A 24,890-nucleotide genomic window follows, 5' to 3' on the forward strand; every position below is an offset into this window, starting at 1 on the left:
TGTAAAGATTGCCACAGGAGGATTTGGCTTCATGGAAAGTTGGAGAACGCTATATTTCCCGGCATTGGCCGAATTCGTCCGCCAATACGGTTCGGACACTCGCGCTGACACGGAGGAGCTCCGGAATGAACTCCTCGGCGCCAGCACCGACGATATCCTGAAGCATCATGAAGAGAGCGTCGGTTTCTTGCTCTCCTATGCCGATCCCGACGACCGGATGACATTGGTGCATCGGTCTCTTTTGTTTTTAACCGAATTGCTGCTTTCGCTCCGCATGCAGGAAGGAGCTGCGTCGAGAGAGCAACCGTCCGATGAGCCGTTCCGGTCATCGTCGTTCCATGCTGTCCCGATCGGGGAAGAAGCGCCGCCGGGCAAGTTCGAAACCGTGATCCAACTTATGGACAGCGGCATCGGGTTGTTCGACACGGCCGGGAATTTGAGGTTTCTGAATGTACAAATGTCGAGGTTTCTTCAAGCGCCAAGGCATTCGCTGATCGGCTGCACGCTGCGCCGGTTGTTTTTCCATCCGCACCTGGACCGGCGCACCCGCAAATTTATTTTGCAAATGTACAAAGAGATGAAGCTGTATCGCCGGTTTCACGGCGAATATCAAGACGCGCAGGGCCGGTTTTTGCTCGTGGGCATTTCCCAAATCGAAGAGCTGGACGGCGATTATCTGGTCAGCGTGAAGGACATTTCCGAATATAAGCAAATCGAACAGACGGCTTTTCAGAACGACAAGCTGGCGATGCTGGGTCAGATTGCCGCGGCTATCGCGCATGAAATTCGGAACCCCCTGACCTCGATTCGCGGGTTTATCCAGCTGCTCCATCCTTATTTGAAGGAAATCGGGAAGCAGGAATACGCGAACATCATCTTATCCGAAATCGACCGTGCGAACGATATCATATTCGAGTTTCTGAATTCGTCCAAACCGTCCGCACCGATGAAACAAAATGTGCCTGTGGCGCATCTGCTGAAGGAAATGATTCTGTTGTCCGAAAGCGAAGCGCACATGAAGGGGTGCGAGCTGCATTGCGAGATTTTCGACCCCGGCCTGACGGTGGCCATCGACGTGAAGCAAATCAAGCAAGTGCTGCTGAACATCATCAAAAATGCGATGGATGCCATCTATGAAGTCGGCGACGGGCGCCGGGGGCGGATCGATGTGTCGGCCCGGCGGGAAGGAAAATATGCGCTGATCACAATTCGGGACAACGGCAAAGGTATGGACCGTACCACGTTAGGCCGGCTGTTCGATCCGTTCTTTACGACGAAGGAAGCGGGCACCGGGCTTGGGTTATCCGTCAGCTACCGCATTATCAGAAATCACGGCGGCATCATTCATGTGGACAGCCATTTGAACGAAGGGACGGAGTTCCTGATTTATTTGCCTTACACCGACGTGAAAGGGTAGAATCGGGATAAAACTGTCGCTTTGAGGTGGAGATCATTCATGCTGTGGTCGGGATGGCAGATTCAGTTTTCATCGGCGGAGGCGGAATCCAGTGCCGGAGAACGGTCGGATTTTACCGCTGAAGCGCTCGTTGTGTTCATCGATCATTCGGCATTTCATGAAGGGAAACCGCTGCTCCATTCGGCTTTGGACGAAACGCTCCGCGACTGGTCTCGTCGCGGGGCTTTTGACGCGAAACCGGGTGAAACGGCCGTACTCCCTGCAATGGGCGTGCTTCCTGCACGCTACGTCGTATTTACGGGCTATCATGCGTCGCCATGGAGCATCAAAGAGTTTCGCATCGCGGCGGGGGCGGCGGGAAAAGCGCTGCTTCACTTAAAGGCGGAATCGTTCACTTTCCGTATCCCTGCAACGATGGGGTCGACGGAGCAACAGGGTGGTCCGCGGAACGCCGGAGCGGCGGCCGCGGAAGGGCTGCTGCTCGGCATGTACACAAGAAACACGAGCGCGTCCGAAGGACGCCGGCTGCCGAAACCGTCGGTGCGTTTCGAATTTGAATCGGAAGGTTATTCGGAAGAATGGGAGGAAGGATTCCTTCAAGGCATCCGTACAGCGGACGCCGTCTGTTACGCGCGGGAATTGACCAATCTGCCGGCCAACCGGCTGACGCCGGAAGCTTTCGCGGACGAAGGGGAAGCGTTGGCGCGCGCAACCGGTCTGGAATGCCGCATTTACGATGAGAAACAAGCGGCGGAAGCCGGCATGGGCGGACTGCTTGCGGTAGGTATGGGAAGCGCCAAACCTCCGCGCATGATTGTGCTGCGATATCGCGGACGCCCGGAATCGAATGATTGGCTCGGCCTGATCGGCAAAGGAGTTACCTTCGATACGGGGGGCATTAACGTCAAGCCTTGGCAAGGCATGGAGGAGTTCATCTCCGACATGGGCGGAGCCGCCGCGGTATTCGGCACGATGAGGGGACTTGCCTCGCGGAAGCTGCGCGTGAATGTGGTGGCCGTCGTGCCCGCAGCCGAGAATATGCCGTCGGGGAGCGCTTATAAACCGGGCGATGTGATTACTACGTACAGCGGCCGGACGGTGGAGGTGCTGAACACCGACGCGGAGGGCCGCATCATTCTGGCGGACGGGCTGACGACCGCGATTCGCGAAGGGGCCACCCGGCTTGTCGACGTTGCGACCTTGACCGGCGCGGTGATGCACGCACTGGGTGACGTCACGTCGGGCGTCATCACCAACGATGAGCCGCTGCTGCAGCAAATTTTACAGGCATCGCAGCGGGCAGGCGAATATTTGTGGCCGCTGCCGGCTCATCCGGAATACAAGCGTATGCTCCGCAGCGAGGTCGCCGATTTGAAAAACCACGGCGGCACGTGGGGCGGTGCGATTGCCGGCGGACTGTTCATCGGCGCCTTCGCCGAAGATCGTCCTTGGGTGCATATCGATATCGGCGGTACGGCCTGGATGTGGTCTGACCGGGATCTGGAACCAAAGGGCGGAACCGGCGTTATGGTTCGTACACTGCTGGAATGGCTGGAAAACGAATCGTCAACCGCACAATAACAACTACGACCATTTCATGGGGGATGCGGGATGAGGGCCTGGTTGCAAAATTTTCGCCGGACGTTGGAAGTCCGCAGATTCGAATCCGAATATCGCCGCGGACTCCGGATCGCGCTTCTTGAAGGAATTCCGGCGAACATTGTCGGGAACTTGCTGGGCGGACCGCTTCAGATGGCATTTATGCTGTATCTCGGTTTTACGGCAGATGAGGTCGGCCTCGTGCTGGCCATCCCGTCGTTTACCCTGCTGATCCAAATTTTTATCGCGTTTGCCATGCAAAAATGGCATAACCGCCGTCTCTATATGATGTTGTTCGGCGTGCTGCACAGAGCGTTATGGGTGGCAACCGGACTCATTCCGGTGTTTTTTTCGGATGCATTATGGGTTCCATTGTATCTTGCTTTCTTTTTGTTGTCTTTCGCTTCAGGGCAGGCATGCGGTGTGATCTGGACTTCGGTCATGGCAGACGCCGTGCCCGCCGCGGTTAGAGGGAAATACTTCGGGATCCGGAACACGGTTCACTGGGCGGTCGTATGTATAACGTTGTTCGCCGGAGGCCAAATTATGGAATGGCTGCCGGGCGCGACGGGTTTTACGATTTTGTTCGTGATCAGTGGACTGTGCGTCATTTGGAACGGTTGGGCGTTGACCCGGTATTCCAATCCGCCGTTCGAGCGCTCGCAAAGCGGCTCTTCGCACAAAATGCTCTTTCGTCCGTTCGCTGATAAAGCGTTTCTGTCCGCCACCCTGTTCATCTCCTTGTTCCTGTTGGTACAGAACATCGTGGTGCCGCTTTTCTCGTATGCGATGCTGAACATTTTGGGGATGAGTTACAGCGAAGTCACGCTGATTACGATGATGATGAATCTGGTTATGATGATCAGCTACTATTATTGGGGAGTGCTGAACGGCCGTTATCCGGCCAGAACGTTACTGCTATGGACGTTCCCGCTCATCGCGGCGTCGTGTGCGGTATGGCTGGGAATGGCGGTGCTGCCCGCGCTGTTGATCCTGATTCTGACGCATGTGTTGCTGGGCGTCGGACTCGGCGGATACAATCTGCTCGTGTTTAATTTCCTGATCGGGGACTCTCCGAAGTCGGAGCGTCCGATGTATGTGGCGGTTTTCTCGGCGTGCACCGGTCTAGCCGGCTTCTTCGGACCGATTGCGGGCGGCTGGCTCTATAAGCAGGCGGCGGGCGGCCCGGAATGGATCCAATCGTACGGCATGACCGGAATTGCCGGACTTGTATTGCTCGCGCTCGCGCTCGGCGTCGCGCCGCTCATCTTCGGCAAGAGCCGTCGTAAACACCGCCGACAATCCGCCATCCAGCAAGGAGCGTGAAGATTCGATGAGCACAGCCGGCGAGCAGCAGCGCATACCGCCCGGACAGCAAGTGACCCCGGGGTTTCCGGTGCTTCATTACGGTGACGTGCCTTATTACCGGGATACGACGAGATGGGATTTGCGGGTATTCGGCTTGGTAGAAGAGCAGGTGCTTTTGTCGTTTGAAGAATTCATGAAGCTTCCGCGACGCGAATTCCGCAATGATATCCACTGCGTGACCAGCTGGTCCAAGCTGGACAACGTGTGGGAAGGTGTGCCGGTTTCGACGTTGATGGAGCGGGTGAAGCTGAAACCAGAAGCCAATTACGTCATGCTCCACGCCGAGGAAGGTTGGACGACGAACCTTCCGCTTGAGGATTTCGTACGGGACACGTCGTTCTTGGCTCTTAAACATAACGGCGAACTGCTGTCCCCCGAGCACGGATACCCCGTTCGGATGGTCGTTCCCCATCTGTATTTCTGGAAAAGCGCTAAATGGCTCCGGGGAATCGAATTTCTCGCGGCCGACAAGCCCGGCTTTTGGGAACGGAACGGCTATCACATGTACGGCGACCCGTGGAAAGAGCAGAGATATGACTTCGATTAAAGGGGGGAGACCCCTTTTTTTGTTTGGCCAATTCACTTGGAGATGATTGGTAGGATACCCTAATAACAACGTAGAATCACTTTATTACAGGTAGCTCAAATTTATCCAAAACGGAGTTGATCGCACTAAGGAGGGATCATGAACTTGATGAATGATAATACAAAATTGCGTGAGTCATTTGAACATGCTGCGAATATTTATCAGCAGGCACGTCCGGATTACCCGGCAGAATTGTTCGATGATTTAATCCATGTGACTAATTTGAATCCAGGTGATCGTTTGTTGGAAGTGGGTTGTGCTACAGGAAAGGCTACTCTCCCGTTAGCCAAACTCGGATTTAAGATCACGTGCGTAGAACTTGGCGCTGAGCTTGCCGCAATTGCCCGTCAGAACCTTGTCGGATGGGACGTTGACATCATCAACGGGAGCTTCGAAGACTGGCAACCGGAGGCGGAGACTAGGTTTGATCTGGTATTCGCTGCGACTGCTTGGAAATGGGTTGATCCCGAAGTTCGGTATATCAAGGCATGGCAGGTCCTTCGTCCCGGAGGACACCTGGCATTTTGGAACGCAGATCACGTTTTTCCAGACGGTGCAGACCCATTCTTCCGTGATATTCAAACCGTTTACTATGAGATCGGTGAAGGTAAATCGGTAGAAAACAACGATTGGCCGAGACTAGGGGAACTTCACGACCAAAGTGACGAGATTGAGAAAAGCAGCCTGTTTGAGGTTGTACACATCCGGCACTTCGATTGGGAGCGCATTTATCATGTTGATGAGTATATTAAACTCCTCGAAACCTTCTCCGGGCACATCCTTATGGAGGAATGGAAACGCGGCAAACTCTTCAACGAAATTCGAGTTCGTCTCAATAGCCGTGCAGAAAAGTCGGTTCGCCGCCACTGGGGCGCTGTTCTCCATGTCGCCCGTCGAAAAGATTGACAATGGAGATAATGACTTTTCACTGTTAAGAAATCGTCACCTTTAATGGTGATTGACACAGAACAAATGTTCCTATACACTGGACAAGCCAGTAAATTCCAATGTAGGGGTGAAGGCTAGTATGAAAGCGGATACCGCTTTGCTGGTCATTGACGTTCAAGTCGGTATGTTCTCGGAAGCATACCCTATTTACGATGGCGATGGCTTGCTTGACCGCGTGAACCGCCTTATCGTGCAAGCGAGAACTTCCCAAGTCCCCGTTATCTATGTCCAGCACAACGAAGAGGCCGGTGAACAGTTGGAAACGAACACTCCGGATTGGCAAATACACCCCGCAATCGCTCCTGCCCCGGGAGACCTCATCATTCAAAAACGAACGCCTGATTCATTCAACGAGACGAATCTTCAACACGAATTAGAATCGCTCGGAATAAAGAAACTTGTGTTGACGGGAATGCAAACGGATTTTTGTGTGGATGCTACGAGCCAGCGTGCCCACCGCTTAGGCTATGAAGTAACCGTGGCGGAAGACGCCCACAGTACCTTCAGCCAAGGTGATCAGAGCGCGGAGCAAATCATTTTGCAATATAACGAGCAATTCAGGTCTTTCGCAAACGTCGTGAAATCCTCGAGAATCGCATTTTTTTAAATGAATTCGATCGTGTACCTGACAAGACTCCGCGGATCCTGAATCTGTGGAGTCTTTTCGTTATCGGGAGGGATATGTTGACATCATCGAGGCTAAAGTAAGGCATAACAGTTTATTTAGAGGAGCGCAGTCTTGCATGCTTGGTAACGGCAACCGTGAATTGAAGGGACAGATCGAGGAGCTGGCGCAACAGCAACAATTGGTGACGCTGCAGCTTCAGCAAATCCGACAGCTGATTGTGGATAAAGAGAACCAACAAAACCAACAGAACCAACAATACCAACAAAACCAACAGTATCAACAAAATCAGCAGAACCAGCAGAACCAACTAAACCAGCAGAACCAGCAGAACCAGCAGAACCAGCAGAACCTGATGACCCTAATGAACCTAATGAACCAGATGAACAGCAGCCAATCGCAGCCATCACAAGGAAATGCTGCGCAAGGCGGATATAGCGGCAGCCCGCACACCGCTGAAATAGCCAATGAGTTGTTGAAGTTAAAAGGGATGGCCAACCATTTAGAAAAGAAAATGAAACAGTATATTTCAAGTCAATCAGGCCAGTCGGGGAACTCGGGCCAATCCGGTCAATCGGGAACGTCTTGCCAATCCGGACAGTCGGGACAGTCCGGACAGTCGGGTCAGTCTTCCGGTACGATGTCGCAAGAGGCTGTCGTAACGCTGATTCTGAACATGATGGACGGTATGATCGATTGGACGATCGATTACGTGTCTAATCCCAATCAAAATCAATACGCAAATAACTAAGGAATTGACGAACGGGCCATGGCACATGGAGGCGCGGCAGATGCCATTCACGGAAGAAATGAATGCGATTCGGGCTTGCGTTAACGAGCATCTGGAAGAGAGCCGAAAGCTGGCCGCACATGGAAAAGTCGCTTCCTATATCCCGGAATTGGGCGCAGCCCCGAGAGAGGCGCTGGGAATCTCCATTTTAGATAAGCACGGACATTCGGTTACCGCCGGCGACTGCAGTTTTCTTTTTACGATGCAAAGCATCTCTAAAGTATTCACCTTGATCTTGGCGCTGATGGACCGCGGGGAGGACGACGTATTTTCCAAAGTCGGCAAGGAGCCGTCCGGCGATAATTTTAATTCCATGCTGAAGCTCGAGCTTGTGGAGCCGGGCATTCCGTTTAACCCTTTGATCAATGCGGGCGCAATCGTCATCTCATCTTTAATTCGGGGCGCTGATTCGGAGGAGAAATATCAGCGTATTTTAAGCTTTTTCCGCGATCTCTCGGGCAACGACAAGCTGGATGGCAACACGGAGGTTTACCGGTCCGAATCCGCCACCGCTCACCGAAACCGGTCGCTGGCGTATTTTCTCAAAGATAACGGCGTGCTCACCGATGACGTGGAGGAAGTACTGGAAGTATACTTCCGCCATTGCGCCGTGGAAATAAGCTGCCGGGACTTGGCCCGGATGGCGCTCGTTCTCGCATGCGGCGGAACGGATCCGGCAACCGGCAGGCAGATTATTCCTAGACGATACGTGCAGATTGCCAAAACATTCATGGTCACGTGCGGCATGTATAACGCTTCCGGCGAGTTTGCCATTCAGGTGGGACTGCCGGCGAAAAGCGGGGTTTCCGGCGGCATCCTGACGATGGTGCCCGGCCGATTCGGAATCGGGGTCGTCGGACCTTCGTTGAACCCGAAAGGAAACAGCGTGGCCGGCGTTCATCTGTTGGAATCGCTGTCCCGCGAGTTCGATTGGAGCATGTTTTAACCAGCAACTTCGGCCCGGGTCACGGGCTGCTTTTTTATTTTTGTGATAAAATGAGTTCATAAAAGACGCGTGGAGGAAAATATGCAGCCCATCCATCCGGAACAGGTACAGCAAAGAATCGACGCCCTAAAGGGCCAGGATTTGTATATTCATCTCGAAATGACGACCGGCGCTTACGCCGCCCATCATGACAATACCAAACATCCGGCCGCCACGTTCGTAACCAATGCGACGATCCGTTATTTGCACGGTTCGATCGCGGGCAACGGACCTTACCGTGTCGGTTTGAAAATGCTGAACGGCTGGTTATACTCGGAAGGTTTGACCCATTGGGAAGAGACCGACTCCGAACGCCTCATTATGGCGGGTCACGACAGCCAAGGGAAGCTGGTCGTCGCCTTGCACCTTAGCAGGAGGCCTTTCTAATGAGAGATGAGGGAACTTCGATGAATAAACGGATATTGGTGATCCTGCCGCACCCGGATGACGAGGCGTTCGGCATCGCCGGCACATTGGCCAAAGCCATCCGCGAGGGGGCCAAAGTGACTTACGCCTGCCTGACGCTGGGAGAAATGGGCCGCAACATGGGATTCCCCCCGTTCGCCAACCGGATCACGCTTCCGGCGATTCGCAAGCTGGAGCTGGAGGAATCTTGCCGGGCGATCGGGATCCAAGATTTGAGAATGCTCGGCTTTCATGACAAGACGATCGAATTTGAAGACCAGGATGCGTTGGATGCACGCATAGACGGTTTGCTGAAAGAGCTTCATCCCGACCTTGTCATCACTTTTTATCCCGGATACGCCGTTCACCCCGACCACGACGCGACGGGGGCGGCGGTGGTCCGCACGATCCGGAGATTGCCGCCCGAAGATCGTCCGGTCGTCCACTGCGTTGCATTCGCTAAAGATACCGTTCAGGCGCTCGGTCACGCGGATATTGTGAACGACGTCGGCGATTTCCTCCGTCAGAAGATGGCTTCCATTGGGGCTCACAAATCCCAGTTCCAGGTTGCCGAATGGCTGGGAACGAACAAACCGAAAGAGAAAGAATTGCGCGAGCGGTTCGGGACGGAACGATTCTGGACGTATCGTTTCGAGTAAACACGGGGAGCAAAAAAACTTTCCATATTGTTGAACAAAAAACAACCTTCTACGAAAGGTTGTTTTTTTATTTGCTAACTTGGTTAATTGGTTATATGTCATATTTTTATACCATAACACTTTCTATAAAAAGCAGAGGGGGGTTAGGCAGGGTCCGGGTGCTTTTTACATCGTTTTGATTGAAAAGAAGCTTTCGGATTACATATCGTCGTTATGATGTTCTAGCGCGGCAAGAATTGCGACAATCTTGGGGAGGATGAAACGATTGAGGAATCTAGGGGTTAAAAATCGGTTCAGCAAGTTGATCATCAGCGCGTTGTCGCTGAGTTTACTGGCTTTGCCGTTCAGCGGCGGTTTCGCGTCCGCGGCGGACAGCGGTACGTCGCCGCTCAAGCTGAGAGTTTTGGAGACAACAGATATTCATACCAACCTCGTCTCTTACGATTATTATAAAGACGCACCTTCCGACACCGTAGGTCTTTCCAGAACGGCCACGCTGGTGAAGCAAGCCCGCGAAGAAGCCAAAAACACGTTTTTCATCGACAACGGAGATTTGATTCAAGGAACTCCGCTTGGAACGTATAAAGCGAAAATCGCTCCGATGAAAGGCGACGAGATTCACCCCGTTTATAAAGCGATGAATTTGATGGGCTATGACGTGGCCACCCTGGGCAACCATGAGTTTAACTACGGCCTCGATTTCCTCAACCAATCTCTCAAAGGCGCCAACTTCCCTTATGTGAACGCCAACGTCTATGTCGACGATCATGATAATAATCCCGACAATGACGTCAACATGTTTACTCCTTATAAAATTTTCGAGAAAAAGTTCAAGGATGAAGCCGGTCAAGAGCAGACGGTGAAGATTGGCGTCATCGGTTTGGTGACCCCGCAAATTACGATGTGGGACAAGTCTTGGCTGGAAGGCAAGGCCATTGCCAAAGACATCGCGGCGACAGCCCAAAAATTCGTGCCGAAGATGCGTGACGAAGGCGCGGATATCGTCATCGCGGCTGCGCACACCGGATTTAACGCCAGTGCGACCGGCACGATGGACGAAGATGCGGTGCTTCCACTCAGCAAGGTGCCGGGCATCGATGCGATTACGTTCTCCCATACGCACAAAGTGTTCCCGACCGCGGATGAGAAATCGCTGGATCCATTGTTTAAAGATGCAGCCGGGAAAGTGGTCGCCGGCGTCGACAACGTGAAAGGCACGATCAACGGTGTGGCCGCGGTGCAAGCCGGTTATGGCGGCAGCAATCTCGGCATCATCGATCTGACACTTGAGAAGGTTGACGGCAAGTGGAAAGTCGCAGCTTCCCAATCTTCCACCAAAGAAATCTACGACAAGGCAGCGAAAAAGCCTCTGGCCGCGGAAGATACGGCCATCGTAGACGCCGTCAAAGCCGACCGCGACGCCACGATCCAATATGCGAACAGCCCGATCGGTACGACTACCGCCCCGATCCACAGCTATTTCGCGCTCGTGCAGGATGATCCGTCCGTGCAAATCGTGACGAACGCGCAAAAATGGTACGTTCAAAACTACATCAACAAAAACCTGCCGCAATATAAAAACACGCCGATCTTGTCGGTTGGCGCTCCGTTCAAAGCCGGCCGCAACGGGCCGGAGGAATTTACCGAAATTAAGAAAGGACCGCTGGCCATCAAGAGTGCGGGCGACCTTTATCTTTACGACAATACGCTGAAGGCTATTTTGGTGAAAGGCTCCGTCGTGAAGGAATGGCTCGAAATGAGCGCCGGCAAATTCAATCAGATCGATCCGACGAAGACGGAAGAGCAGCCGCTGCTCAATGCATCGTTCCAGGTGTACAACTTTGACGTCATCGACGGCGTCACGTACCAAGTGGACGTCACGAAACCGGCAAAGTACAAGCCGGACGGCACAGTTAACGATGCGAAGTCCAGCCGCATCATCAACTTGAAGTACAACGGCAAGCCGGTTGATCCGAACCAGGAGTTCATCGTCGTAACGAACAACTACCGTGCAAGCGGCGGCGGCAACTTCCCGGGTGTCAAAGGAAGCAAGTATGTGATCGACTCTCCGGACGAAAACCGTCAGGTATTAATGGATTACATTTCCGAGAACAAGGAAATTAATCCGTCGATCGATAACAACTGGTCAATCGCGCCGATTTTCGGTAAAGTGAACGTGACCTTCACCTCCTCGCCGAAAGCGGAAGAGTATGCGAAGACAACGAAGAATATCCGCTACTTGAACAAAACGGACGATAAAGGCTTCGGCATTTATTCCATCGATCTGTCCAAATCGTTCAATGACGTGCCTGCAAGCCATTGGGCGTTCAACTTCGTGAACGATCTCGCGGCAAAGCAGGTGGTGAGCGGCACGACGGACACCACCTTCAACCCGAACGGCAAAGTGACGCGCGCGCAGTTCGCCACCATGCTCGTGAAAGCCTTGCAATTGACCGCCAAGAACGCCGTAACCTTCAAAGACGTGCCGGCATCCAGCCCTTATGCTTCTTATATTGCGGCCGCTTACGAGAACGGCATCATCAAAGGGGTAAGCAGCACCGAGTTTGCTCCGAACAAGTTCATTTCCCGTGAGGAAATGGCCGTCATGGCCAAGAAAGCGCTGGATATCAAAGCAGGCGCGGCCATCACGGTAGATACGCAAGCGAAATTCAACGACAGCGGCAAAATCAGCGGCTTTGCGGCGGCAAGCGTGAATGTCGTCGTAGACCGCGGAGTCATGGCCGGAAACGGCGGCTCGTTCTTGCCGAAAGGCACCGCGACCCGTGCGGAAGCGGCGACGGTTGTCGACAAGCTTATTACCGATATTTTCGTACAACTGCTCGGCATAAACGATTTCCATGGACAACTGGATTATAAAAAAGAAGTGAAAGATGCTTCGGGTAAAGTGACCGCAACGCTCGGCGGCGCCGATTATTTGGCAACGTATCTGAAGCAGCGCGAAGCCGCCAACCCGAACACTCTGCTGATTCACGCAGGTGACGCGGTTGGCGCGAGCAGACCGGTTTCCGCCTTGCTGCAAGAAGAGCCGACGATCGAATTTTTGAACCGTCTCGGATTTGACGTCGGAACGGTGGGCAACCACGAATTCGACAAAGGTGCCGCTGAAGCGCTGAGACTCATTCACGGCGGCAAAAATCCGAAAACCGGCGTTCACTTTGAAGGGGCGAAATTCCCTTATACGGTTGCCAACGTGGTAGACGAAAAAGGCAAAACGCTGCTGGATCCGTATGTGGTCAAAGAAGTGGGCGGCGTGAAAATCGGCTTTATCGGCGTGATCACGAACATCACTCCACAGATCGTAAGTGCCGCAGGTATTCAAGGGTTGACATTCGTGGATCAAGCGGATGCCGTCAACAAAGCGGTTGCCGAACTGAAAAAGAAAGGCATCCGTTCCATCGTCATTCTTGCCCATGATCCGTTCGAGGGAAGCAGTGATAACCCGACGGGCGAGGTTGTGGATTTGGCGAATCAAGTGGATCCGGAAGTGGATGTTATTTTCGCCGGCCACAACCATGGTATGGTCAACAAAGATATTAACGGCAAACTGGTCATCGAAGCTTATTCCTATGGTACGGCATTTTCCGATGTGGATTTGGTCATCGACCGCGCCACCCATGACATCGTAGCGAAGAAAGGCGAAGTCGTGGACGTCAAGCAAGAGGGGGTGACTCCGGACGCTGCCATCACCGCTATGGTGAAGCAGTATGTGGATAAAGTCGCTCCGATCATGAACGTTCAGGTAGGCAAAGCGGACGCTGATATTACTAGAAAGACGACCGCTGCGGGCGAGAGCGCACTGGGCAACCTGATTGCCGACGGCATGCGCGAAACGATGAAGACGGACTTCGCCTTCATGAACTCCGGCGGCATCCGCAACGATCTGCTGGCGGGAGAAGTCACTTGGGGCGACCTGTTCAGCATTCAACCGTTCGGCAACGTGCTTACGAAGATGACGCTCACCGGCGCGCAAATGAAAGAACTGCTCGAGCAGCAATGGCCGGCTTCCGGCGGCTCGAAAATCGGCCAAGTATCCGGGTTCACCTACAGTTATGACGACAGCAAGACGGTCGGCCAACGGGTGATTGAAATCAAGAAGGCCGACGGCACCAAACTGGTAGACACGGATACCTACACGATCGTCGTGAACGACTTTATGGCGAACGGCGGCGACGGATACACGGTTCTCAAGATCGGTACGAACCGCATTGGCGGTCCTGTCGACCTGGATGCCACGATCGACTATGTCAAGGCCAAATTCGGCAGCAATGCGATTACGGCGAAAACCGAGGGCCGCATCACCAAAGTCAACTAAGTATGCGAACCGGGAACCGGGAGAATCTTTCTCCCGGTTTTCTCTTTTATCGATATCCCCTTCGCTCATACCTTTATTTTTTAAGAGATAGAGGATTCTCGGCTAAAAAATAGAAAAAGAAGTGTACTTTAGCACTTCACGAGTGCGAGGTTGGCGGACTGAGGTGGTGTGCGGGAATGCGTCGCGCGGGAGTGTGGATGTTGCTGGTAATGGGATTGGGGGCCGTCGTGACTCTTGTTTTTTACCAGCTCTGGTTGAATGAGCATCGTGGGGAGCTGGCATTCAAAGCGGCACATGGGTTCCCGAACTTGGATCCAGTCACATCGATCGAAGTGTCCAGTACGGAAGGAATGATCGTGCGGCCCGCCATTCAAGATCAAGCGGCGATCGCGAACATCATGACGGAGTTGCGGAATGCTCCGCGCACCTATTTTGGCGACCCGGAACCGAGCGGAACCCTTTATCGGATCAGCATCCATGTAAGCAAGCGGGTTCACAAGTTCGAGCTGAATGATATGCGCTCACCCGGCAGCCGTGTCAGCGGCAAGATTTATCCGGTAGACGGCGGTCCGAAGGAAGTTTGGCAAGTATCCGCGCAGTGGATTGAAAAACTTTTGTCGGAGAGGTGACGATGGTGGAATTAACGGTTACGCCGGCAGCGTTGGATTGCTTTCGTCAGGAATGGGCGTTTGGGGATGGGGAACACATTCGGGTGTTCGTCCGTTACATCACGGAAGGAGATCCGCCGTTTGCGTTCGGGATTACACGAGACACGCCGTCGGACGCGGCATTGACGACTGTAGCGGGTTCGCTCACTTTTTTCATGGAACGGAAGGATGTTTGGTTTTTGCAAGGCAACCGCCTGACGATCGATTGCTTGGGAGAAGATATTGTGTTCCAGCTGTTGTAACAAGGCGAATAACGGTAGAAAACGCGCCCGGTTTGTTGTACACTATGGAAATATTAATCCGGCGCTGCGAGTGCGGCCCGAAGGAGTCTCAGAATATGACACCATACAAACACGGCAGCCATTGCCAAATCATCGATTGTACCGTGCGCGACGGCGGGCTCGTCAATAATTGGGATTTCAGCATCGAGTTCGTACAGGATTTGTATGAATCGCTGAACGACTCCGGTGTGGAGTACATGGAGATCGGCTACAAAAATTCCCCCAAGCTGCTGAAAAGTGACGGTACCGAAGGGCCGTGGCGTTTTTTGAACGACGAGTTTCTGCGGAACGTCATTCCGGAGAAGAAACGCACGAAGCTGTCGGCGCTCGTCGATATCGGGCGTGTGGATGAAGCGGATGTGCTGCCCCGCAGCGAATCGATGCTCGACCTGATCCGCGTCGCTTGCTACGCCAGAGATACGGAGAAGGCCGTGGAGCTGGTCAAGCTGTTCCATAAGCGCGGCTACGAGACGACCATCAACATTATGGCGCTGTCCAACGTGATGGATAACGAGCTGAACGAATCGCTGGCTTTGATCAGCGACAGCCCGGTGGATTTCGTGTATGTGGTCGATTCTTACGGCAGTCTCGATCCGGACGATATTCGTTACCTGGTGGAGAAATTCCGCCGCAACCTGAAAGACAAGCGCCTCGGCGTGCATACGCACAACAACATGCAGCTGGCGTTCGCGAATACGCTGGCCGCCGCCCAAATGGGCGTGGAGCTGCTCGACGCCTCCGTGTACGGCATGGGCCGCGCGGCGGGCAACACGCCGACCGAGCTTTTGCTGGCCCGGCTCAGCAAGCCGGATTACAACGTCCGTCCCGTGCTCGGCATGATCGAGAAGCATATGCTGAAGCTTCGCGAGAAAGAAGAATGGGGCTACCTCATTCCCGACATGGTTACCGGCATGCTGGACGAACACCCGCGTTCCGCGATGGCGTGGCGCGCTTCCGAGAACCGGGACAAATTCGCGGAATTTTACGATAAACTGACGACGCCGGAAGTGTTTCTTAAATAACGGCCGTTTCCGAGGAGGAAACCGACTTTGCTGCTGGAGTCCCGCTTTGGCGCAATTGCCGCTGTGCTGAGAGGCCGCAAAAGTTTGCCGCCGCTCACGCCGGAGAGGGTGTGGCACCCCGGTTTGGACACACAAATCCGTGCGATATCCGTTCTTGAGCTCGCGGACGGGCGGCCGGACGGACTGCCTTCGGCACAGGCATGGAAAGCGGCGGTTCATCTGTGGAACGACGGCTTGGATTCCGCGCATGATTTGGTGCAGGATTTGGAAACGCCGACCGGTGCTTTGCTGCACGGCATCATGCACCGGCGCGAGCGTGATTACTCCAACGCGAAGTATTGGTTTCGGCGGGCCGGCGATCACCCGGTTTATCATCTCCTCCAAGGGCGGGTCTCCGAGCGTATGGAACGAATGCGAGAGGCGGACGGACTGCCTGCGGGTCCGGTTAGGGAAGCCATTGGCGCCGTAGCCGGCCAAACAGTCTGGAATCCCTACTTGTTTACCGACGCGGTTCATATTGTGGAGAACCGGATCGGAGACGACCAAGCCAGAACGGTGTTGGAGCACATTCAGCATTTGGAGCTGGAAGCCGTTTTGCGATACTTAGAGTCACGTCTGGCATAGACTCGGTGCCGGTGAACGCAAAGGCCGCCGTATTCGCATTATCGTGCGAATACGGCGGCTTTTCATATGTTTATTCCTCAAGCCGGCTCGCCGGAATCGGGAGCGGCTGAGCGCAGGACCGCGTCGTGGGTTTGCTTCCGTCGGAACGGCCACCAATTGGCCTCGCCGAACAGGAAGCTGAACGACGGAACGACCAGCGCCATGAAGATGACCGCGTAAAGCAGCAGGCCGATCAATGTGCCGACGCCGATTTGCACGAGCGTACCCACGCCCGAGAAGCCGAGGGCGCCGAAGGTGCCGCCCATTATCACGGCCGCGGAAATAATGACGCTGCCGGTTGTCCTCATCGCTTTGGTCATCGCCGCCCGCACACCGCCGGGACGGTACTCCTCCCTGAACCGCGCCATCAGGAAGATGCTGTAATCGACGCCCAGCGCGACAAGGATCAGGAAGATGAAGAACGACACCGTCCAGGACAAACCGGGGAAGCCGAGCAGCTTGACGAACAGGAATTCCATAATGCCCATTGTGATGAAATAATTGAATCCTAGCGACAACAGCACATACAAAGGCGCAAGCACGGACCGCAGAAGCAGCATCAGCACGACGGCTATGCCCGCCAAAACGAGAAGACCCGTATGGACGAAATCGTCAAAGGAAATGCTGCGCAGTTCGTTGTATTTTGCGGAGGTTCCGGCCGCATATACCTCGATATCCGCGATGGCCGAAGCGCCTAAGCTTTGCCGCATCGCCGCCGTCACTTGCTTCACCGTGTCCATGGCTTCATCGGAATACGGGTTCGATTTCAGGATGACGTCGAATTTGGCGATGGTTCCGTCCGAAGAGATGTAGTAATCGAGCGCCTGTTTCAGCTCGTTGCTGTTCAGCGCTTCGGCCGGTACGACCCAGCCGCCGATTTGACGTTTGCCGTCATCGGCGATCGTTTGCTGTGCCGCCTGTACCTTGCCCAGCCCGTCGTCCACTTGGCGCAAGCCGCTTGCGCCTTGCTTCAGGCCATCCGTCAATTTGGACAGGCCGTCATTCAGCGAGAACACGCCCTGCACCGCTTCCAGCTGGCCGTTCGTCAGCCGGTCAAGCCCTTCGCTCAGCTGGCGGAGCGCCGGCACCATGCCGATCAGTCCTTGGCTTAGCGGAGCCGCCCCGGCGGCCAACTTTTGCAGGCCGTCCGACAGCTGTTGCTGCTTCGCCGCAAGGGCAAGCACGCTCGGGTCTTTCCGCAGCTCCGGATGTGCGGCGAGCAGCTTCTCCAAATCGCTCTTCATCGAAGCCGCCGCTTGGCTGGACTCCTTCAGCCCGTCCGCGATCCGGGAAGCTCCGTCGGCGCTTTGAGCCGCTCCGTCGCGAAGCTTGCCTGCGCCCTTCGCGGCATCCTGGGTGCTCGAGGCCATCTGCCGCAACGCGCCGGTCAGCCGGTCGACGTCGGATCGGCCGCTGTCCAATTGGCGTCCGGCATCCTCGAGACCGGTTCCGACTTGGGCGACGCCGTCTTTCAATTGACCGATCGCGTCGCTCGTTTTCCCGAGCTGATCCGGCACGGTCAGCTCCGTGAGCTGCCGTCCGAGCGGGCGAACCGCGCTGCGGACTTCCTGGACGCCGGGCACCTTCATCACGTCGGCGCTCGCCTGCTCCATGGCGGCCAGCGCTTCAGGAGACCGCATGGATTGAGGAGACGTGACGGCGATCGAGACAGGGAACACTTCTCCGGCGCCGAACGCTTTCTCGACTTGCCGGAAACCGGCAACGGAGTCCAGATTCGGGTTGATTTCGGCAATGTCGTCAAATGACCGCTTGCCTTGGAACAACAGCGTGAGCGGGCCGAGCAGAACGGCAACGGCGATTAGCACGAGCGCGGCCCGTTTGGAAGCAAGACGTGCGGCCGCGTTCCAAAGCCGGGATTCTCCATGCCCTTGGCCGGCATCGAGCCGCATCGGCCAGTAGGCCGCGCGGCCGAGAAGAAGCAGGAGCGCCGGGGCCAGCGTCATGCCCGCGATCAAAGTGACCACGACGCCGATCGCGACACCCGCCGCTGATTGATAGAGGCCGAAGCGCGCGAAGCCGATCAGGAAAAACGCGGCGAAAACGGTGCTGGCGGAGAATACGATCGTTTGGCCGACGCCCTTCATCGTGCGTGTGAGCGCCTCGCGCTTGTCGCCGTCTTTCACCAGCTCCTCCCGGAACCGCTGAATGAGGAGGATGCAATAATCCGTTCCCGCGCCGAACAGAACGGCGATAAGGAACGATTCCGTGAAATTCGACACCGGCAGTCCGTAATCCGCGGCCAACGCGATCAATCCCCGCGAAATCACGAGACTGATGCCGATCGTGACGAGCGGAATGAGCGGGGCTACAGGAGAACGGAACACAAACAATAAAATGACCAGAACCAGGCCGACTGTCAGCAGCTCCGTTTTTTTCAGGCCGTCTTGCGAGGATTGTTGAAACTCCTGCGAGATCGGAGCGCCTCCCGTCATCTCGGCCTTCGCCCCCGCGGGAGCATGCTCCAATCGCAGCTTCAGCTTCTCCAGCGTTTCTTTCGTGGCCTCCTCGAAGTCCGCTTTCGGCAAATTCACGAGAGCGATCATCGTGCTGCCGTCTTTGCTGAGGAAACGGCCTTTCATGTTCGGCTGGGTATCCGCGGACAGCACGTCCGTTATGCCGAGCTCGGCTTTATCCCGTTCCATTTGCTTCAGCGTCGTCTCGAGCCACTGCCGGTCGGCTTGCTGAAGTCCGCCGTTCCGGCTCAGCACGATGACCGCATTGGAAGCGGAGCCGGAAGAAGGATTGATCTGTTCCAGCAGATTCCCGGCCTGCAAGGACTCCGAATCGGCCGGAAGAAACTTCTGCTCGGTTTTCCGTACGATATCCTGTAAATTCGGCAGCGCCACAACGGAAGCGGCGGCCGTCAGCATCCACACCCCGAGCATCACCCAACGAAGCCGGGACGTCCATGCGACCCATTTTTCCATTTCGTTACCCCTTCCGTCTGCCATAACCTTCATGTCATTTATAACCGATCGATCAGACGAAATCAACACAATTTTGGACTGTTGGTCATAAATATTTTGAAGGGAAGGATGGACTTCAAATTGTTGATGCGACAATACTTTGTACGAAAATACCGGCATTATTGCTTCAATAGCTGTTATACAAATTGGACCGTTGGTCAAGTTATATTGCCATCTGGACGAGGTGTGTTAAAATAGGAGAGCAAGGAGGTGGCGTATGAAACGGGAGGAAAAGAAAGCCCTGACCCGACAAAAAATAACCGAGGCGGCCATCGAGCTGTTCGAACTGCATGGATTCGAAACGACAACCGTTCAGCAGATTGCGGACCGTGCGGAAGTAGCCAAAGGAACGTTCTTCAATTATTACGATTCGAAAGAAGATTTGATCCTTGAGCTGCACGGCGCGATCATGATGCGGGAAATCGAGCACGTTCACGGCAAACCGGGTCCGGTCATCCCCCGGCTTCAGGCCATTTTGTTCGAATATGCCCGCCGTTTTACGATGAGCCAGTCAATAACGCGAGCCGTGCTGCAAGGTGTTTTCGGAAGCGCGAAGCTGCGGGAAGTGCAGTGCGACCGATGCGAAGAGCTGCGGAGCAGCTTGACTCCACTATTCGAATTTGCGCAGCAAAAAGGAGAAATCCGCTCGGACATCCCCGCCGGAACGATCGCGCAGCTGGCGGTTCAAACTTATTTCGGAACGTTGATGAGCTGGGCGATCGATCAAGGAGAACCGGAGTTTGCGGACCAGATCGCACTCACGTTCGAGGTGTTTATTCAAGGGATCAGTCGATAGCGCTGTCGGTAAGCACAACCAGGAGGGGAATGACGAACATCATTCTCCTCTTTTTGTTTGCGGCTGATAGCCTTCCAACTCGCCGTCTCCGCGAATCGCGGCGCTCCGGCGTCTAGGGTTGGGATGGAAAAAACCGCGGCCCCCAAACCGCTTTCCTCCGATAGAGACGGCCTCCAGCCGGACGCCGATTTCGTCGCTCTCCGCAAAACGCTCCAGCAGGGGCTCATCGTCAATGCCGTCTACGTCAATGTACCAAAGCCGTGTGCCATAATCGGACACGACAGTTAATTTCGCCTTTTCGAAGGCGATCGTCCGATTTTCGATTCCTTCGATGACGGAGAGCGTTGCGAGTTCGTATTGTTCCACGGTGGATTCCCTCTTTCGTTTTGGCCGGATCGGCGATAGTATCATTGTAAAGGTACACAAAACGGCGTTGCAACGGCTGATGAGAAAGGGGAAACGCGAATGGCCGTCATGGATCCTCTTGGCGACAGCGCGCTGCTGTTGGCATGGCCGGAAACGGGAGAGACGGGTCACCGGGAAATTGCCGCAATGGCGGCGCATATTCACGGCCTGTCGCTGCCTTGGGTGAAGGAGCTCGTCCCTGCCTTTCGGACGCTGGCCATCCATTTGGATACCCGCAAAGTGAAGCAAGAAGGCGGCTCCGGCGGTATGGCGGAAGGGTTTCGGCTTGTAGAAGCGCGGTTGCGGCAAGAGATCGAAAATGCGGGGGATCACGCGAAAGTGCGCGTCCCCCGCCACATTCGTCTGCCTGTTGTGTTCGGAGGCGAAGAGGGACCGGATCTGGCGGCTTGTGCGCAAAGAGGCGGCGTCTCGCCGGACGAATTTGTTCGGGCTTACTGCTCGTCTAAGTATGATGTGGCGATGATCGGGTTTGCGCCGGGTTTTCCCTATTTAGCCGGGTTGCCGGAGAGGCTGGTCCAGCCGAGACATCCCGCGCCGCGGCTCAAAGTGCCTGCCGGCTCGGTCGGAATTGCGGGGAATCAGACCGGCGTCTATTCGGTGGAATCGCCCGGAGGCTGGCAGCTCATCGGCAGAACGTTCACTCCGCTGTTCCGGCCGGAGCGGGAAGAGCCTTTCCTGCTCGCGCCGGGCGATCGCGTGTCATTCTTCCCGGCTGACGGAGAAAGAGAGAGCGTTAGTCAAGATGCTCTTGGAGGGATTGAATACGCCGATGCGGAGAAGTCTGTTTGCTTGGAGTTGCTGAAGTCAGGCCTACTGACCACGCTGCAGGATTTGGGCAGACCTGGCTGGCGGATGTACGGCGTCTCGGCTGGCGGTGCGATGGACCGGATTTCGGTCCGCACGGCTAATTGGCTGGTCGGCAACGACGAACGCGCGGCGGTGCTGGAAATGACGATGATCGGCGCGGTGATGAAGGTACGGCGGGATACGCTCGCCGCCATCTGCGGAGCCGATCTGGAAGCGCACGTGGACGGCGAGCCGGTTCCGATGGACCGGCCGGTCTGGCTGCGTGCGGGTTCGACGATTTCGTTCGGGCGTTCGCACAGAGGCTGCCGATGCTATTTGGCCGTGTCGGGCGGCTTTGAGGCACCGGTCGTGCTCGGAAGCCGAAGCACCGACGCAAGGGCGGGTATAGGCGGCTTGAACGGGCGGGCATTGGCGGCGGGAGACCGTTTGGCCGCCGGAAGTCCGTCCGCGGACGCGGCCAGGCTGGCGCACGCGCTGGAGCATGCGGCCCGGGTACAAAGCCAGTCGTGGGCTTCCGTCTCTTGGAGCGCAGAAACGTTCGCCACGGCATCCGACTTCGGTGAAGTGACACTGCGGATCATACCAGGCGCCGAATGGGAGGAGTTCGACCCGGAGACTCGGGACGAATTGCTCGCACAGACTTATCGCGTCGATGCTTCCTCCGACCGGATGGGTCTCCGTTTGTCCGGTCCGGCGCTTGTTCGAGTCCGCGATGGGGAGCTGTCGTCCCACGGCGTCGTTCCCGGCACCGTCCAGGTACCGCCGAACGGACAGCCGATCGTGCTTGCGGCCGGATGCCAGCCGACCGGCGGGTATCCGAAAATCGCGCATATCATCGGCGCGGATTTGCCGCTGCTCGCCCAATGCCGGCCGGGCGACGACCTGAGATTCCGGTTGGTCGACCTGCAGGAAGCCTGGCGCATCAAGGACCGGCTGGCTCGGCACTTCAGCGTGCTGCAGGCCGGTATCGCCTTGGCCTTGAAAAAGCAGATAGGAGCGGATGAGGCATGATCCAGCCACCTTTGGAGATCGATTTGAACGCCGATTTGGGAGAGGGATACGGCGCTTACTCTTTTGGAGAAGACGATTCTCTGCTGGAGATCGTATCTTCCGCCAATATCGCCTGCGGATTTCATGCCGGCGATCCTCACATCATGCGGCGAACGGTGGAACGCTGCGTTGCGCTGGGCGTCGCGGTGGGCGCTCATCCGGGGCTGCCGGACCGCATGGGCTTCGGCAGAAGAGAAATGGCCGTCACACCGGAAGAGGCCGCCGATTGGATCACTTACCAGGTGGGTGCGCTGCAAGCATTCGTACATTCCGAGGGCGGCAGACTGCAGCATGTGAAGCCCCACGGCGCGCTGTATCATATGGCGGCAGGCGATGCGGAGCTGGCATCGGCGATCGTTCGAGCGGTCACCACCGTCGACAAGCGTCTCATCCTGTTCGGACCGCCGGGCAGCCGCCTGCACCGGGAGGCCGAGCGGCAGGGCGCGCCGTTTGCGGCGGAAGGCTTCGCAGACCGCGCGTATATGCCGGACGGACGGCTGGCTTCCCGCGGCACGCCGAACGCGATGATCGAAGCGTCGGAGCAAGCCGCGGCGCAAGCGCTCTCGATCGTCAAAGAAGGCCGCGTCCGCACGGTTTCCGGCGAGTTCTGCGAGCTGCGCGTCCGCACGATTTGCGTTCACGGCGACAGCTCGAAGGCCGCCGGCCGCGCCAAGCAATTGGCGTCGGCACTGCGCTCTGCCGGCATTATGATTCGAGCGCCACAGGTGGGTGACAAGCCGTGCAGTTGAATAGGTCGTCCCGTTGGGCTACGATGGAGTTGCCCATCTCAAGGACTGGGAGGCCGAATGCTTGTCTATGATTACGATTTTTCAAATTTACTCTATATACTTTAAGCGATTGGGACGGCTGCTCGGATTCGCCGTCTTGACCCTATGGCTGACGTTCGGCGGTTTCGTGCCGGCGGCGGATGCGCATGCGGAGCTGGTGAGAGCGGCCCCGGAGGCCGGTGATCAATCGGCCGAAAGTCCGGCTTCGGTCGAGCTTGTCTTTAACGAGCGACTGGACCCGGGGGGAATGAAGCTCTCCGTACTGGATGAGAAGCTGCGTGCGGTAACGGAAGACAAACCCGAGCGAATCGAGCAAGGCAAAGGCATGCGGCTTCCGCTGCCCAAGCTGGGCGAAGGGCATTACACGGTTTCTTACAGTGTCATTTCGGCGGACGGACACCCGGTTTTCGGCGCTTATGTATTTACGGTAGGCAATCCGGCGCCGCTTCCCGGAGCAAGTAAATTGGATCCGCACGAGCAGGTGGGACACTCTGCGAACCATGGCTCATCCGTTACACAGACGGCCTATCGCGCCTACGGTGCCCGCATCCTGTACTATATGGCTCTGCTGATCACTTCGGGCCTCGTCATGTGGAGCGTGCTGAACCGGAACGCTTCTCCGCTAGTCCGTGAAGTACGCGAATACTGGCTCGGCATCGCCGGAAAATGCACGCTTCTCGCGACATTGGCCTATGTGGTGCTGAGCATGACGGATCTCCTTCAGGAAGATTTGTACAGGGATGGGCTTCGCATTTTGATGGACACGACAATAGGCCGGCTTTACGTCGCGGAGGTGCTGCTGGCGATCGCGGCCACATTGCTGGTCAGCTTGGGCGATGCAGCTCGCCTTTTTTGGGCAGCCATGTTTTTGTTCATTGAAGCTTGGTCAGGCCATGCGGCGGTTTATACGCCGAAGGCTTACACGATCGGGCTGGACTTCGTTCATCTGGCCGCCGCATCGCTTTGGGTCGGAGGTCTGGTGCTGCTGCTGGCCGTGTGGCGGAAGGAACGGCCGGAGGCTGGACGATTTGCGCTCGTTTTCTCGCGATGGGCTTTGTATTCGTTTTTGGTGTTGTGGGTGACGGGGGCGCTGTCGGTATTGGCGTTTTTACCGTCCTTAGATTATTTGCTTTATACGTCCTGGGGGACATGGTTGTTAATCAAAATCGGCGTTTCGATTCTGGTTGCCGTTGCGGCCCTGATCATCCGCGGAAGGCTCCGTAAGGGCTCACTGCCGCAAGGTGCGCTGCTCAAAGTTGATGCAGGTTTTATGACGGTTATCGTTTTCATTGTCGGCATCTTTACGTATCAGACTCCTCTGCCGGCCAATGAACCGCTTCACTATCATGAAATGGGCACAGACCTGCATTATACGCTGCGGATCTCACCGAACGCGCCTGGCGACAATTCGTTCACGGTAAAGGTGTGGCTGCCGGAATCGGCCGGCCAGCCGAAGCGGGTGGCTCTGCGGCTCCTGCCGCTGAAACGGGATGATGTGGGATATATCGAGGTACCGTTAAAGCCTTATCAGGATCAAGAAATCGACGCGTTTCCGGGTTACGGCAAATTTACTTATCAGGCGCAAGGTCCGTTTCTTCCGTTCGCGGGAAAGTGGAAAGCCCAAGTTCGTGTCACGGATGCACACGATAACGAAACGGTGAAGGAAATGCAGTTCCGTATCTATTAA

General features: G+C 55.7%; 21 protein-coding genes. 19 read left to right on the top strand and 2 right to left on the bottom strand.

The features are described from left to right. Positions 1 to 31 precede the first annotated feature (31 nt). The 15 genes from E5161_RS14795 to E5161_RS14865 all read left to right on the top strand — a co-directional run bounded on the left by E5161_RS14795 (position 32) and on the right by E5161_RS14865 (position 16,310). Complete coding sequence (locus E5161_RS14795; RefSeq protein ID WP_136778610.1) at positions 32 to 1,417, top strand: ATP-binding protein; 1,386 nt, start codon at positions 32 to 34, stop codon at positions 1,415 to 1,417. A gap of 39 nt (positions 1,418 to 1,456) precedes the next feature. After that, the gene (locus tag E5161_RS14800) at positions 1,457 to 2,998 is read left to right on the top strand and encodes a leucyl aminopeptidase (protein ID WP_136778611.1); all 1,542 of its coding nucleotides are present in this window, start codon (positions 1,457 to 1,459) and stop codon (positions 2,996 to 2,998) included. A 30-nt stretch (positions 2,999 to 3,028) separates the two neighbouring features. After that, complete coding sequence (locus E5161_RS14805; RefSeq protein WP_136778612.1) at positions 3,029 to 4,342, top strand: MFS transporter; 1,314 nt, start codon at positions 3,029 to 3,031, stop codon at positions 4,340 to 4,342. A gap of 7 nt (positions 4,343 to 4,349) precedes the next feature. Then, positions 4,350 to 4,931, top strand: coding sequence for a sulfite oxidase-like oxidoreductase (locus E5161_RS14810; protein ID WP_136778613.1), 582 nt, complete (start codon positions 4,350 to 4,352; stop codon positions 4,929 to 4,931). Between the two features lie 138 nt (positions 4,932 to 5,069). Next, positions 5,070 to 5,876, top strand: a complete 807-nt coding sequence (locus tag E5161_RS14815; protein ID WP_136778614.1) for a class I SAM-dependent methyltransferase — start codon at positions 5,070 to 5,072, stop codon at positions 5,874 to 5,876. 121 nt (positions 5,877 to 5,997) lie between these two features. Next, positions 5,998 to 6,525: a cysteine hydrolase family protein gene (locus E5161_RS14820; protein WP_136778615.1), complete on the top strand. Its 528-nt coding sequence runs from the start codon at positions 5,998 to 6,000 to the stop codon at positions 6,523 to 6,525. 136 nt (positions 6,526 to 6,661) lie between these two features. After that, positions 6,662 to 7,294 carry a hypothetical protein gene (locus E5161_RS20840; RefSeq protein ID WP_169306706.1) on the top strand — a complete coding sequence of 211 codons (633 nt, stop codon included), beginning with the start codon at positions 6,662 to 6,664 and terminating at the stop codon, positions 7,292 to 7,294. Positions 7,295 to 7,334: 40 nt separating this feature from the next. Beyond that, positions 7,335 to 8,279 (top strand): glutaminase A, encoded by a 945-nt coding sequence (glsA, locus tag E5161_RS14830; RefSeq protein ID WP_136778616.1) that lies wholly within the window; start codon positions 7,335 to 7,337, stop codon positions 8,277 to 8,279. A gap of 81 nt (positions 8,280 to 8,360) precedes the next feature. Continuing rightward, positions 8,361 to 8,705 carry a YojF family protein gene (locus E5161_RS14835; RefSeq protein ID WP_136778617.1) on the top strand — a complete coding sequence of 115 codons (345 nt, stop codon included), beginning with the start codon at positions 8,361 to 8,363 and terminating at the stop codon, positions 8,703 to 8,705. A 20-nt stretch (positions 8,706 to 8,725) separates the two neighbouring features. Continuing rightward, complete coding sequence (bshB2, locus tag E5161_RS14840; protein ID WP_136778791.1) at positions 8,726 to 9,382, top strand: bacillithiol biosynthesis deacetylase BshB2; 657 nt, start codon at positions 8,726 to 8,728, stop codon at positions 9,380 to 9,382. A 256-nt stretch (positions 9,383 to 9,638) separates the two neighbouring features. Further along, the gene (locus E5161_RS20975) at positions 9,639 to 13,715 is read left to right on the top strand and encodes a bifunctional 2',3'-cyclic-nucleotide 2'-phosphodiesterase/3'-nucleotidase (RefSeq protein ID WP_136778618.1); all 4,077 of its coding nucleotides are present in this window, start codon (positions 9,639 to 9,641) and stop codon (positions 13,713 to 13,715) included. A 176-nt stretch (positions 13,716 to 13,891) separates the two neighbouring features. Then, positions 13,892 to 14,344 (top strand): hypothetical protein, encoded by a 453-nt coding sequence (locus E5161_RS14850; RefSeq protein ID WP_136778619.1) that lies wholly within the window; start codon positions 13,892 to 13,894, stop codon positions 14,342 to 14,344. A gap of 2 nt (positions 14,345 to 14,346) precedes the next feature. Further along, positions 14,347 to 14,625: a HesB/YadR/YfhF family protein gene (locus E5161_RS14855; RefSeq protein ID WP_246042278.1), complete on the top strand. Its 279-nt coding sequence runs from the start codon at positions 14,347 to 14,349 to the stop codon at positions 14,623 to 14,625. Positions 14,626 to 14,720: 95 nt separating this feature from the next. Continuing rightward, a complete protein-coding gene (locus tag E5161_RS14860) occupies positions 14,721 to 15,686 on the top strand; it encodes an aldolase catalytic domain-containing protein (protein ID WP_136778620.1) in 966 nt (321 codons plus the stop codon). Between the two features lie 27 nt (positions 15,687 to 15,713). Beyond that, complete coding sequence (locus E5161_RS14865; protein WP_136778621.1) at positions 15,714 to 16,310, top strand: hypothetical protein; 597 nt, start codon at positions 15,714 to 15,716, stop codon at positions 16,308 to 16,310. A gap of 77 nt (positions 16,311 to 16,387) precedes the next feature. Here the strand turns inward: E5161_RS14865 and E5161_RS14870 are convergent, their stop codons facing one another. Beyond that, on the bottom strand, positions 16,388 to 19,297 hold the full coding sequence (locus E5161_RS14870) for an efflux RND transporter permease subunit (protein ID WP_169306707.1): 2,910 nt from the start codon (positions 19,295 to 19,297) through the stop codon (positions 16,388 to 16,390). Positions 19,298 to 19,553: 256 nt separating this feature from the next. On the opposite strand from E5161_RS14870, the gene E5161_RS14875 reads away from it, so the two are divergent. After that, positions 19,554 to 20,132, top strand: coding sequence for a TetR/AcrR family transcriptional regulator (locus E5161_RS14875; protein ID WP_136778623.1), 579 nt, complete (start codon positions 19,554 to 19,556; stop codon positions 20,130 to 20,132). Between the two features lie 39 nt (positions 20,133 to 20,171). Here the strand turns inward: E5161_RS14875 and E5161_RS14880 are convergent, their stop codons facing one another. Further along, on the bottom strand, positions 20,172 to 20,498 hold the full coding sequence (locus E5161_RS14880) for a hypothetical protein (RefSeq protein WP_136778624.1): 327 nt from the start codon (positions 20,496 to 20,498) through the stop codon (positions 20,172 to 20,174). Positions 20,499 to 20,597: 99 nt separating this feature from the next. Here E5161_RS14880 and pxpB point away from each other — a divergent pair, with 99 nt between their 5' ends. The 3 genes from pxpB to E5161_RS14895 all read left to right on the top strand — a co-directional run bounded on the left by pxpB (position 20,598) and on the right by E5161_RS14895 (position 24,890). Further along, a complete protein-coding gene (gene pxpB / locus E5161_RS14885) occupies positions 20,598 to 22,376 on the top strand; it encodes a 5-oxoprolinase subunit PxpB (RefSeq protein ID WP_136778625.1) in 1,779 nt (592 codons plus the stop codon). Next, positions 22,373 to 23,164 carry a LamB/YcsF family protein gene (locus tag E5161_RS14890; protein WP_136778626.1) on the top strand — a complete coding sequence of 264 codons (792 nt, stop codon included), beginning with the start codon at positions 22,373 to 22,375 and terminating at the stop codon, positions 23,162 to 23,164. The genes pxpB and E5161_RS14890 overlap by 4 nt, the downstream gene beginning before the upstream one ends. 67 nt (positions 23,165 to 23,231) lie before the next feature. After that, on the top strand, positions 23,232 to 24,890 hold the full coding sequence (locus E5161_RS14895) for a copper resistance CopC/CopD family protein (protein ID WP_246042315.1): 1,659 nt from the start codon (positions 23,232 to 23,234) through the stop codon (positions 24,888 to 24,890).

It is taken from the genome of Cohnella pontilimi (assembly GCF_005049045.1).
Classification (GTDB): Bacteria; Bacillota; Bacilli; order Paenibacillales; family Paenibacillaceae; genus Cohnella; species Cohnella pontilimi.